8 protein-coding genes and 2 pseudogenes are annotated in these 12,628 nt (G+C 68.1%); 9 read left to right on the forward strand and 1 reads right to left on the reverse strand.

Annotation, left to right across the window (positions count from 1 at the left end):
* The 5 genes and pseudogenes from GJ633_RS08675 to GJ633_RS08695 all read left to right on the forward strand — a co-directional run.
* Positions 1-322, forward strand: a pseudogene (locus tag GJ633_RS08675) (hypothetical protein); the annotation flags it as partial.
* A 133-nt stretch (positions 323-455) separates the two neighbouring features.
* Positions 456-1,085, forward strand: coding sequence for a hypothetical protein (locus GJ633_RS08680; RefSeq protein ID WP_156588507.1), 630 nt, complete (start codon positions 456-458; stop codon positions 1,083-1,085).
* A 337-nt stretch (positions 1,086-1,422) separates the two neighbouring features.
* Positions 1,423-3,744, forward strand: a complete 2,322-nt coding sequence (gene ppsA, locus GJ633_RS08685; RefSeq protein WP_156588500.1) for a phosphoenolpyruvate synthase — start codon at positions 1,423-1,425, stop codon at positions 3,742-3,744.
* Between the two features lie 73 nt (positions 3,745-3,817).
* Positions 3,818-4,891 carry a tyrosine decarboxylase MfnA gene (mfnA, locus tag GJ633_RS08690; RefSeq protein ID WP_156588501.1) on the forward strand — a complete coding sequence of 358 codons (1,074 nt, stop codon included), beginning with the start codon at positions 3,818-3,820 and terminating at the stop codon, positions 4,889-4,891.
* Positions 4,892-5,176: 285 nt separating this feature from the next.
* On the forward strand, positions 5,177-7,396 hold the full coding sequence (locus tag GJ633_RS08695) for a (Fe-S)-binding protein (RefSeq protein ID WP_156588502.1): 2,220 nt from the start codon (positions 5,177-5,179) through the stop codon (positions 7,394-7,396).
* A 31-nt stretch (positions 7,397-7,427) separates the two neighbouring features.
* Here GJ633_RS08695 and GJ633_RS08700 read toward each other — a convergent pair whose 3' ends face one another.
* Positions 7,428-7,724, reverse strand: a complete 297-nt coding sequence (locus GJ633_RS08700; protein WP_156588503.1) for a hypothetical protein — start codon at positions 7,722-7,724, stop codon at positions 7,428-7,430.
* Positions 7,725-7,899: 175 nt separating this feature from the next.
* Between GJ633_RS08700 and GJ633_RS08705 the strand changes: the two genes are divergently transcribed.
* The 4 genes and pseudogenes from GJ633_RS08705 (at position 7,900) to pstB (ending at position 12,537) form a co-directional block, all read left to right on the forward strand.
* Positions 7,900-8,892, forward strand: a complete 993-nt coding sequence (locus GJ633_RS08705) for a PstS family phosphate ABC transporter substrate-binding protein (protein ID WP_156588504.1) — start codon at positions 7,900-7,902, stop codon at positions 8,890-8,892.
* 56 nt (positions 8,893-8,948) lie between these two features.
* Positions 8,949-9,923 carry a phosphate ABC transporter permease subunit PstC gene (pstC, locus tag GJ633_RS08710; protein WP_321168987.1) on the forward strand — a complete coding sequence of 325 codons (975 nt, stop codon included), beginning with the start codon at positions 8,949-8,951 and terminating at the stop codon, positions 9,921-9,923.
* Positions 9,923-11,705, forward strand: a pseudogene (pstA, locus tag GJ633_RS18250) (phosphate ABC transporter permease PstA). The gene pstC and the pseudogene pstA overlap by 1 nt, the downstream one beginning before the upstream one ends.
* 1 nt (position 11,706) lies before the next feature.
* Positions 11,707-12,537: a phosphate ABC transporter ATP-binding protein PstB gene (gene pstB / locus GJ633_RS08725; RefSeq protein WP_156588506.1), complete on the forward strand. Its 831-nt coding sequence runs from the start codon at positions 11,707-11,709 to the stop codon at positions 12,535-12,537.
* Positions 12,538-12,628 lie beyond the last annotated feature (91 nt).

Here is a 12,628-nt window from a genome sequence, read left to right on the forward strand (position 1 = left end):
CGACGGACTCGAGACCGCCCACGAGGCAGAGTCGCTCCGCGTCGCGCCGGGCGCTCCGGCGACCGAGCTCGCCGACGACTCGGCGCTCGCCGAGCGGGTTCGTGCCGCGGCACCGCCCGAGCGGCTGGCCGACGACGAGGAGGAAGACACCGACGCCGTCGCGGCGTTCCTGGCCGACGACGACCGGATCGAGGCGATCCGCGAACGAGCCCGGGACGAGGCGCGCGACCGGGCGGCCGAGTGGGGGCTCGACGGCGCGCTCGCCAGCCCGGCAGAGCACGGATCGGGAGACGAGACCGCCTCGACGGACGGCCGGAACTGAGCGGATCGGTTTTGCCTCCGGGCGGCGTATCGGCACCATCTCCGTCCTCAGACTCCTCCGGTTGACGGTGCCCCGCGACTTCGCCGACTGGTACGCCGCGAGCCGCGCGTACACCCGCCACGTCGCCGACGGGATGGGGTTCGGGGGAACCGACGCGATAGACGGGACGCAGGCGACGGCCGCACTCCGGGACGGTCCGGATCGGCTCTCGTCCGCCGAAGCACGGTCGGTGGCGACGACGCTGCTCGCCGACGGCGCGTTCTCCGAACCCTACTGCGAGTGGCTCCCGACGTGGTACGAGCTGGGACTCCTCGCGCCGATACGGTACGGCGAGTGGCGGCTCCGCCGGGTGGCCTCGACGGTCGCCGACGCGAGCGGCGTCACCGTGACTGCTCCGCGGTTCTCTCGCCCCCGGGACGTGCGTCTGGAGGGCGACCCCGTCCTCTCGGGGGTCACGGGGTTCCGCGATCGGTTCCTGCTCGCCGACGCGCTGTTGCACCTGGAGTGGTTCGTGCACGTGGGGGCGGCGGACGGGATCGACGTGCCGCGGTCGCTCGTCGAACGGACGCGTGAGGAGTCGCTGTCGTACTACGCCGGCCGGCGAGATCACCTCTCTCCGAGAGTTCGGCGGTTCCAGCGTCTGCTCTTCGCCGACGACCGGTGGATCCGGCAGGTCGACGAGCGGTACGGACTCGACAGCACCCTGTTCGCCCACTGGTCGCGTCTGCTTCGATCGGAACGAGAGCAGTTGTCGCCGGAGTGAACGGTGCCGACCGAGCGGTGATCGACACGAGATCCTCGCCCAGTTCGACACGGGAGCGCCGCCGGCAGTGGTGTTACCGAACCTGTAACGCGTAACAGGTGCGATCGAGGACGCGGAGGGTAAGTATAGGCGACGCGCCCGCGTGTGTGTCGGTACGGACCGTCAAACGGTTCGTCGATATCCCCGGCTCTTCGGCCCTCATTCGTTCGACAGCAGACCACCGAACGGGGGGTTTCAGTGGCGCTATCCCGATAACTCGGGAGTGAGTTATCTTTTATTCACCGTTGCGGATGCCGGAAGCTTCATACGTCGGCTCGCGGATCCTCCGGGTACACGAATGGCAGTACTCTGGCTGGAGGACGTCGATGCCGACGACGTCGGGACCGTCGGTGGCAAGGCCGCTTCGCTCGGTGAACTCATCGGCGCGGGACTCCCGGTACCGTCGGGATTCGCCGTCACCGCCGGTACGTATCGGACCTTCATCGAGGAGGCCGGGATCGACGAGGAGCTGTTCGCCGCCGTCGACGTCGACCCCGAGGACTCCGCGGCGCTTCGCGAGGCCGAGGAGACCGCGGCGGAGCTGATCCGCGAGACGCCGTTCCCGGACGACGTCAGCGAGGAGATCCTCGATCGGTACCGGTCGATGGGCGCCGACGACGAGGAGGCGTTCGTCGCCGTCCGGTCCTCGGCGACCGCCGAGGACCTGCCCGACTCGTCGTTCGCCGGACAGCAGGAGACGTTCCTCAACGTCCGCGAGGACGACCTGCTGCGGCGGGTCAAGGAGTGCTGGGCGTCGCTTTTCACCCAGCGGGCGATCTACTACCGCCAGCAGCGAGGCTTCCCGCACGAGGACGTCGACATCGCCGTCGTCGTCCAGCGGATGGTCGACGCGGACAAGTCCGGGGTGATGTTTACCAGTCATCCCTCCACGGGCGACCCGCAGGTCACTATCGAGGCTGCCTGGGGGCTCGGCGAGGCCGTCGTCTCCGGAACCGTCTCACCGGACAACTACGTGTACGACCGCAGTCGCGGCACCGTCGACGAGGTCACCGTCGCGGACAAGAAAGTAGAGATGGTCAAAGACGACGAGACCGGCCAGACCGTCGAGCTCGACGTCGAAGACGAGCGTCGGACGGCGCGCGTGCTCTCCGACGCGGAGATCGAGCGGCTCGTCGAACTCGGCGAGCGCGTCGAGGACCACTACGGAACGCCCCAGGACGTCGAGTGGGCGATCTACGACGGCGAGATCTTCATGCTCCAGTCACGGCCGATCACGACGATCCAAGCGGACGCGAGCGACGGATCCAGTGCGGCGAGCACCGACGGCGACGGCCCAGACGACGGCACCGACGCCGAGCGCGATTCCGACGGCGAGGACGAGGACGTCCTCGTCGACGGTCTCGGCGCGAGCCCCGGCGTCGTCTCCGGGACCGTCCGGATCGTCCACAAGCTCGATCACCTCGATCAGGTCCAGGAGGGAGACGTGATGGTGACGGAGATGACGATGCCCGACATGGTCCCCGCGATGAAACGCGCCGCCGGAATCGTCACCGACGAGGGCGGAATGACGAGCCACGCCGCGATCATCTCGCGGGAGCTCGGCGTCCCAGCCGTCGTCGGCACCGGAAACGGAACCCGGCGGTTACAGGAAGGGACGAACGTCACGCTCGACGGCGACAAGGGGACCGTCGTCGAAGGCGAAGACGAATCCGCAGAGCCGGGTGAGGAGTTCGAGCCGGTCGAGGCGGCCCGTCCGGAGACGCCGGTCAAGCCCATGACCGCCACCGAGGTGAAGGTGAACGTCTCGATCCCCGAGGCGGCCGAGCGCGCGGCCGCGACCGGGGCGGACGGCGTCGGACTGCTCCGGATCGAACACATGGTGTTGACGCTCGGGAAGACGCCGGGGAAGTACATCGCTGACCACGGAGCTCGTGCCTACCAAGACGAGCTCATCGAGGGCGTCCGGCGCGTCGCCGACGAGTTCTATCCGCGGCCGGTCCGGGTGCGGACGATCGACGCGCCGACGGACGAGTTCCGCGATCTGGAAGGCGGCGACGACGAGCCGATCGAACACAATCCGATGCTGGGCTGGCGGGGCATCCGTCGGAGTCTCGACAAGCCGGATCCGTTCCGGCAGGAACTCGCCGCGTTCTCGCGGCTCCACGAGATGGGATACGACAACCTCGAGGTGATGTTCCCGCTCGTCAACGACGCCGCCGACATCGAGGGCGTGAAACGGCACATGCGCGAGGTCGGGATCGACCCCGAAACGCGGCGGTGGGGCGTCATGATCGAGACGCCCGCGAGCGCGCTCCAGATCGAGGAGCTGGCCGAGGCCGGGATCGACTTCGCCTCCTTCGGAACCAACGACCTCACCCAGTACACGCTGGCGGTCGACCGCAACAACGAACACGTCGCCGACCGGTTCGACGAGCTTCACCCGGCGGTGCTGCGGCTCATCGGCGACACGATCGAGACGTGCCGGGAGCTCGGCGTCGACACCAGCATCTGCGGCCAGGCCGGCTCGAAGCCGGAGATGGTCGAGTTCCTCGTTGAGCAGGGCGTCTCGTCGATCTCCGCGAACATCGACGCGGTCCGGGACGTCCAACACGAGGTGAAACGAACCGAACAGCGGCTCCTCCTCGATTCCGTCCGCTGAGAGGCGTCTCGGGGCTCGCGATCGGGCTTTCGGAACGGAACGGGTAAGACGCTCCACGGTAACGTTGAGGCGAATGCAGCGACCCGAGCCGGCGCCGCAATCGTTCGATCAGGTGCTCTCCTCGATGTGTACCGAGCCGCATCCGGCGGCCCGCGAGGCTGCCGAGCGGTTCCTCGCGTCGAACCCCGGTGACCCGGCGACGTACGAGGCGGTCGCGTCGCTGGAGGAGCGCGCGGTCGAGCTGCTCGCGACCGTCGCCGCGCACCCGACGCCGGCCGAGGCGGCCGGCTACGTCACCTCCGGCGGCACGGAGGCGAACATCCAGGCGCTTCGGGCGGCACGGAACCGTCACGACGCCGCGGACGTGAACGTCGTCGTCTCCGAGTGCGGCCACTTCTCCTTCTCGAAGGCGGCCGAGATCCTCGACGTCGAACTCCGGACGGTGCCGGTCGACGACGAGTACCGGGCCGAGCCGGACGCCGTCGCGGCGGCCGTCGACGATTCGACGGCGCTGGTCGTCGGCGTGGCCGGCAGCACCGAGCACGGGCGCGTGGATCCGATCCCGACGCTCTCTCGGATCGCACGCGACGCCGGGGCTCGCGTCCACGTCGACGCCGCGTGGGGCGGGTTCCTCCTGCCGTTCACCGACCACGAATGGTCGTTCGCGGACGCGGCGGTCGACACGATGACGATCGACCCGCACAAGTTCGGACAGGCGCCGGTTCCGTCGGGCGGGCTGCTCGCGCGCGACGACGCGACGCTCGACGCGCTCGCGGTCGACACGCCGTACCTCGAGACGCGCTCGCAGGCGACGCTGACGGGCACGCGCAGCGGTGCAGGTGTCGCCGGCGCGGTGGCCGCGATGGAGGCGCTGTGGCCGGACGGCTACCGCGAGGCGTCCGATCGGGCGTTCTCGAACGCCGACTGGCTCGCCGACGAGCTCGCCGCGCGCGGATTCGACGTCCTCGAACCGGAGCTACCGCTCGTAGTCGCGCGCGTCTCCGAAGAGGTGTTCGACGCGCTCAGAGAGGCGGGTTGGAAGGTCGCGCGGACCGGCGACGGGTGGCTCCGAGTCGTCTGTATGCCGCACGTAACCCGAGAGACCCTGCGGGCGTTTCTCGTCGACCTCGATCGGATCCGGAGGTGAGGTGGTGACGCGGTGTCTCGCAGCTCCGTGGACACGCGGACGGCGTAGTGGCGAACAGGCGGCGGGCGGCGCTCCCGGGCGGCTCGCCGCGCGATCGCCTCGACCGCTCCGGGACGGACGTCAGATCACGTCCCGGAGTGGCCACGGTATCCCTGATAAACGGTCGGAGAGATCCGGGACCGCCGGCGGCCGATCGTCTTTGCAGACAACGATCCGCGATCTGGGGACAACGCGACCCGCGATCTGGTGACAACGTTTAACCGATCCGTATCCGCCTGATCGATCATGTCGATCGCGCAGGCGGCCACCCGAGAGACGTTCTGGACGATCGGTCCGGTCGGGAAGGCGACGTTCTACTGGCTCGCCGCGGTCGCGATCGGCGTGTTCCTCTACGGCGTCTACGCGCGCTTCGCGGCGTACGCGCGCGGGGGTGCGGACCCGCGCGATCGACTGTCGAACCTCCCGACACGGACGCTCGCGGCGACGAAGGCGGTCCTCACGAACGAGCACCAGTTCGACCGTGACCCGTACGCGGGCCTGATGCACGCGTTCGTGCTGTGGGGCTTTCTCGTCCTGCTGGTCGCGACGACGGTTCTCGGGTTCGACATCGACGTGTACCGGCCGATCACGGGAGCGTCGTTCTGGGTGGGCGACTTCTACCTGGCCTACCAGTTCGCCGTCGACGCGTTCGGCCTGCTGTTCGTCGTCGGCGTCGGCATGGCGGCCGTCCGGCGGTACCGCGCCCGCGACGGGCGGCTGTGGGGGAAACACACGTCGCTGGAGGACGACGCGTTCCTCTGGGCGCTCTTCGCGCTCGGCGTCGGCGGCTTCCTCCTCGAAGCGCTCGGGATCGTCGGCCAGCCGGCGCGCGCGAGCGAGACGGTGAGCTTCGTGGGGATGGCGATGGCGATCGGCCTCGAGTCGGCGGGGCTAACGGCTGCGGGCGCCGAGGCGCTCTACGGCGTCGTCTGGTGGAGCCACGCGCTGCTGGCGTTCGCGTTCGTCGCGTGGATCCCGTACGCGAAGCCGTTCCACATGATCGCCTCGTTCGCGAACCTCGTCGCGCGCGACGAGAAGGCGGGCGCGCGGCTTCCGAACGTCCCGGCTGACCTCGATCACACCAACGCCGAGTCGCTCGCCGACTTCACCTGGAAGGAGCTTCTGGACGGCGACGCCTGCACGAAGTGCGGTCGGTGTACCGACGCCTGTCCGGCCGACACGGTCGGACGGAACCTCGACCCGCGGGACGTGATCTTGGACCTCAAGGCGTACCGCGAGTCCGTCACCGACGACCCGGTAGCGGGGAATCGTGGCGGAGTGGCGACGGACGGCGGCGTGGCCGACTCCGCCGCCGTCACCGACGACGGCGTGGATGGCTCCGCCGTCGGTGACGGCGACGAAACCGTCCCCATCGTCGCCGACGAGGGCGGCGTGATCGCGGCCGAGTCCATGGAGTCGTGTATGTCGTGTCTGGCCTGCATGGACGCCTGCCCGGTCGACATCGAGCACCTCACTTCCTTCACGAAGATGAACCGCCAGCTCGTCGACGAAGGTGCTGTCGACGCGAATCTCCAGGGCGTCTTCCAGGACGTGATGTCGACGGGCAACACCTTCGGCGAGTCGCAGGCGGCACGGGGAGACTGGGTCGACGACGTCGCCGACGTCGAGGTGGCTGACGCCCGCGAGACGGCGGTCGAGTACCTCTGGTACGTCGGCGACTACCCGAGCTTCGACGACCGAAACAAGCAGGTCGCGCGGGCGCTGGCCCGGCTGTTCGACGAGGCGGACGTGTCGTTCGGAATCCTGTTCGACGACGAGCGAAACGACGGCAACGACGTCCGCCGAGTCGGCGAGGAGTTCCTCTACCTCGAACTCGCCGGCCACCACGTCGAGACGTTCGCCGACTGCGAGTTCGACTCGATCGTCTGTACGGACCCGCACTCGTACAACACGATCAAAAACGAGTACCCCGAGGTCGACTTCGCCGAGTTCGCGGACGACCCGATGATGCCGTTCGACCGCGAGGAGCCGTGGAATCCGGAGGGAGAGATCGACGTGTTCCACTGGACCCAGGTGGTCGAGGACCTCGTCGCCGACGGCCGGCTCGGCCTCTCCGGCGACGAACTGGAGTACACCGTCACGTATCACGACCCCTGTCACCTTGGGCGGTACAACGACGAGTACGAGGCGCCCCGCGAGCTGCTCCGCGCGACCGGCGTCGACCTCCACGAGATGCCGCGGTCGCGCGAGGACTCGTTCTGCTGTGGCGGCGGCGGCGGTGGACTCTGGACGGAACACGACGAGGAGATCAAACCGAGCGAAGAACGGCTCCGCGAGGCGGTCGAGGACACGGACGCCGGTTCCGACGTCGAGAAGTTCGTCGTCGCGTGCCCCATGTGCACGACGATGTTCGAGGACGGTCGTAAGACGGGAGGGTTCGAGGACGACGTGGAGATCGTCGACGTCGCAGAACTGCTGATCGAGGCGATCGAGGCGGAGCGGTGAGCGGGAGGGCGGGCGGAAAGGCCATCGCGGTCTACGGGCGCGGCGAGCGCGGACCGGTCGCGTCGTCCGTCCGGCGCAGGAGCGCGCGCCCGGGGGCGCGGTCGCGGACCGGCGCGTCGCCGAGGTAGTCGACGAGCGCGTCGCGGAGCATGGCGACGCCCCGGTCGTCGAGCGGCACGCCGCGCTCGATCGACTCCAGCGGCTGGTGGTACGGCCGACCGTCTTCGGGGGCGTCCTTCGCAGCGTCGAGCAGCGCGGCGTGTGCCACCCACGCCTCTTCCCGAGAGGTCGTCGGCGCCGGCGGTCCGTCGGTCGTCGAGGACGTCATTCGTCAGGATTCTCCCGGTAGGGCGACTTAAAACTACGCCTGGAAGACGCGTCGATCGCAGAACTACACATGTCTATATAGGAGAAAAATACGTATATAGGTATCCCAAGGGATACCCTACACCTCATACCCCTCATAGCATACTACTTAACCGAAACACGTCCACCGACAGGTGATGGCAGAAGGCCGCGACGCGGACGCCGAGGGAATCACTCGTCGACAGTCGCTCGCGACGATCGCCGGTGCGGGAGCGTTGGCGGTCGCGGGATGTACGCAGAGCACGGGTGGTGGCGGCGGCGGGGACTCGCTCTCCGGGTCGATCAACATCGCCGGGTCGAGCACCGTCTTCCCGCTGATGACCGCCATCGGTGAGGACTTCGCCGAGATGCACGACGACGTCTCCGTCGACATCAGTTCGACGGGCTCCGGCGGCGGGTTCTCGAACTACTTCTGCGTCGGCGAGACCGACTTCAACAACGCGAGTCGACCGATCCAGCCGGCAGAGGAAGAGCTGTGTGAGGAAAACGGCGTCGAGTACATCGAACTGATCGCGGCGACCGACGCGCTCACCGTCGTCGTCAACAACGAGGCGGACTGGATCGACCACCTCACCATCGACGAGCTCGCGCAGATCTGGCGGTCCGACCCCGCCCAGACGTGGGACGAGGTCCGCGACGAGTTCCCCAACGAGGAGATCCAGCGGTTCGGCGCCGCCGACACCTCCGGGACGTACGACTACTTCATCGAGGCCGTCCTCGGCGAGCAGGGACACACCAGCGACTACCAGGCGACCGAACAAGATAACTCGATCGCGCAGGGGGTCTCGGGCAGCGAGTACGCGATCGGCTACTTCGGCTTCGCGTACTACTATCAGAATCCCGACCAGCTCAAGGCGCTCGGGATCGACTCCGGCGACGGCCCCGTCGAGCCGAGCCTCGAAACGGCATCCAACGGCGAGTACACGCCGCTCTCCCGACCGCTGTTCACGTATCCGTCGATCGAGTCGCTCGGGAACGAGCACGTCGCGGAATTTGCCCGCTACTTCGTCGAGCAGACGACGAACGAGGACCTCGTCGCCGGCGACGTGGGGTACGTCCCCGCGACCGAAGAGACCCAGGAAGAACAGATGCAGAAGCTCGAGGACGCGATCGAGCGGGCGCAGGGCTGACCGGACGAAGTAAACCAGTGTATTGATTTACGACAGCATGCGATACCAGACCGGTTGTGACAGATAGTATCGAGAGCCCCGATCTCCAGCGTCGGAGCGGGCTCACACGACTGAAGGAAGGAACCTACGGCGGCCTGTTCGCCGCGTGCGCGGCGGTCACCCTGCTCACGACGGTCGCGATCTTCGTGACCCTGCTGTCGGACGCGGTGGTGTTCTTCTCCGAAGTGGCGGTCGTCGAGTTCCTGGCGGGTACCAACTGGAGCCCGAACCCCGCCGGCGGCGGGCAGGCGTTCGGCATCGTCCCCCTGTTGATCGGGACGCTCGTCGTGACGATCACGGCGGCGTTCATCGCGCTGCCGACCGGGACGCTCACGGCGATCTACCTCAGCGAGTACGCGACGCCGAACGCGCGCTCGATACTGAAGCCGCTCTTGGAGATCCTCGCCGGGATCCCGACGGTCGTGTACGGGTACTTCGCGCTGGTGTACGTCACCCCCGCGCTGGAGGCGACGCTGTTCCCCGAGATTAGCACCTTCAACGCGCTGTCGGCGTCGATCATGGTCGGCATCATGACGATCCCGATGGTGTCGTCGATCTCCGAAGACGCGATGAGCGCCGTGCCGGACGAGCTCAGACAGGCCGGCTACGGCCTCGGCGCGACGAAGTTCGAGGTCTCGACGGGAATCGTCGTGCCCGCCTCCATCTCGGGGATCGCCTCCTCGTACATCCTTGCGGTGTCTCGCGCCGTCGGCGAGACGATGATCGTCGTCGTCGCGATGGGCGCGCAGGCGCGGATGCCGGCGGTCCAGGAGGCCGTCTTCGGAATCCCGTACGTCAATCCCGCCGACGTGCTCTTGCAGTCCGGGATGACGATCACCGTCGCGATGGTGCAGATCGCGGGCGGCGACCTCACGGGCGGGACGATTCCGTACGACTCGATGTTCGCGCTCGGGCTCGCGCTGTTCGTGGTGACGCTCGCAATGAACGTGCTCAGTGACATCATCGCGGAACGCTACAGGGAGGAGTACTGATGGCGACCGACAACGTGAACCCGACCGACAGCGAGAACGCGACCGAGTTCGACCAGGTCAGTCGAGCGAGAGGGTTCGTGTTCGAGTACCTCTCGCTCAGCGCGAGCGTGGCGGGGCTCGTCGCGCTCGGCATCCTCTTGGTGTACGTCGCGATCGACGCTTTCGACCTGGCGAACGCGAGCCCCGAGTGGCTGTTGACGTACTTTCTCACCCTCGTGGTGCCGTTCCACGCGTTCTGTCTGTACAGCGTTTCCGACCGAGAAGTGACCCGGCGCGTCCTCGGCGCCCTCGGCGGCGGACTCGTCGTCGTCGCCGCGGCTTTCACCGCGATCGAGGCGCTCGTCGTGGAGATCCCGCGACTCAGCTGGCAGCTCACGTACCTCTTTGCCGTCGTCGCGCCCGCCACGGCGTACCTCGCGTACGTCGGGAACAAGGGGCGCGTCGGCGCGGTCGGCTTCGGGCTGCTCGGCCGACTCGTCGGCGGGGTCGCGATCGGCCTCGCGGTCGGCACCCTCTTTTTGGTGTTCGACGAACTGGTCTGGTTCCTCGCGTACACGCTCGGCGTCCTCCCGGCCGCGGCGCTGTACGCGTACGGCCGCCGGCGCGACGCGGACCGGGCGACGACGGCCGCGCTTCCGGTCGGACTCGTCGGGCTCGTCGCCGCCGTGTTCCTCCGCGGCGTCGTCGCGACGTACCCGTCGGATCTCATCATCTATCTGTGGACGCTCGCGGTCCCGGTTGCCGTCGCCGGCGCGCTCCTCGTCGCGCCCGCGGGAGCCGGGGTGCGGCCCTCGCGGTCGGCGGCGTCCCGCTCGCGCTCGCGGCCGCCGGCGGGTTCCTCGGCGGAAGCGTCGGCCTGCCCGGCCCCACCACGCTGCTCGTGGTCGCGCTGACCGGCGTGCCGACGGCTGTCTACGTCCACCGGGTGTCGCCAGCCGGGACGGGCTGGTCGGGCTCGGGCTCCCCCTCCTGCTCGGCGTCGGCGTGATCGCCGGCGCGCTGATCGTCGAGGCGTGGGGGGTACCGGCGCCGGATCCGTGGCTCGACGCCAACTACGTCACGGAGGCGCCCTCGACGACGGCGGCGGAGGCCGGGCTCTATCCGGCCATCGTCGGCTCCGTCATCATCATCGCGCTGGTGGCGGTGCTCTCGTTCGTGCTCGGGGTCGGGACCTCGGTCTTCTTAGAGGAGTACACCGCCGAGAGCGGGATCGTCGGGTCGCTGACGCGGCTGCTCCAGGTCAACATCGCGAACCTGGCCGCCATCCCGTCGGTCGTCTACGGGCTCCTGGGACTGGGCCTGTTCGCGAACCTCCTCGGGTTGGGCTACGGGACGGCGGTGACCGCGTCGCTGACGCTGTCGCTTCTCATCCTCCCGATCACGATTATCTCGGCGCAGGAGGCGATCCGGTCGGTGCCGGACGACCTCCGGCGCGGGTCCGACGCGATGGGCGCGACGCGCTGGCAGACGACGAAGAACGTCGTGTTGCCGGAGGCGCTGCCCGGTATCCTGACCGGGACGATCCTGGCGCTCGGCCGGGCGATCGGCGAGACCGCGCCGCTCATCATGATCGGAGCGGCGACGACGGTGTTCAGCGCGCCGAACAGCCTCTTCAGCCGGTTCAGCGCGATGCCGATGCAGATCTACGCGTGGGCGAACTACCCGCAGGCGGAGTTCCGGTACGGCGTCGTCGCGGCGGGCGTCATCACGCTACTGATCGTGCTCATCGGGATGAACGGGACGGCGATACTGCTACGGAACCGCGCGGAACGGGGGACCTAACATGAGTAACACACCATCGAGCGACTCGCTCATCACGACGGAGGTACAGGCGGAGTCGAACGACCGGACGACACAGGGGGCGGCGACCGCGGTCGCGGCGCGGAACCTGAACGTCTACTACGGCGACGAACAGGCGCTCGACGACGTGTCGATCGAGATTCCCGAGAAGCGCGTCACGGCGCTCATCGGTCCGTCCGGCTGCGGGAAGTCGACGTTCCTCCGGTGTGTCAACCGGATGAACGACATGATCGACGTCTGCCGGGTCGAAGGCGACGTCGAGTTCGGCGGGAAGAACGTCTACGACGACGACGTCGACCCCGTCGCGCTTCGTCGGAAGATCGGGATGGTGTTCCAGAAGCCGAACCCGTTCCCGAAGTCGATCCGCGACAACGTCGCGTACGGCCTGAAGATCCAGGGGTACGAGGGCGACGTCGACGAGCGCGTCGAGGAGTCGCTGAAGGGGGCCGCGCTCTGGGACGAGGTGAAAGACCAGCTCGACTCCTCGGGGCTCGACCTCTCCGGCGGACAGCAACAGCGGCTCTGTATCGCTCGGGCGATCGCGCCCGACCCGGAGGTCATCCTGATGGACGAGCCGACCTCGGCGCTCGACCCCGTCGCGGCCTCGAAGATCGAGGACTTGATCGACGACCTCGCCCAGGAGTACACGGTGATCATCGTCACGCACAACATGCAGCAGGCGGCGCGCATCTCCGACCGGACCGCGGTGTTCCTCACCGGCGGCCGGCTCGTCGAGTACGACGAGACGACGAAGATCTTCGAGGACCCCGAAGAGCAGCGCGTCGAGGACTACATCACGGGCAAGTTCGGATAGACCGAGGATTCATCGCACACGTCACGAGGAGTTGTGTGCACCGTTTGTCGGTGAATCGTCCGTTAGAGTCGGCGTGCATATCCACCTTTTT

Source organism: Halorubrum sp. CBA1125 (genome assembly GCF_009742825.1).
GTDB lineage: Archaea > Halobacteriota > Halobacteria > Halobacteriales > Haloferacaceae > Halorubrum.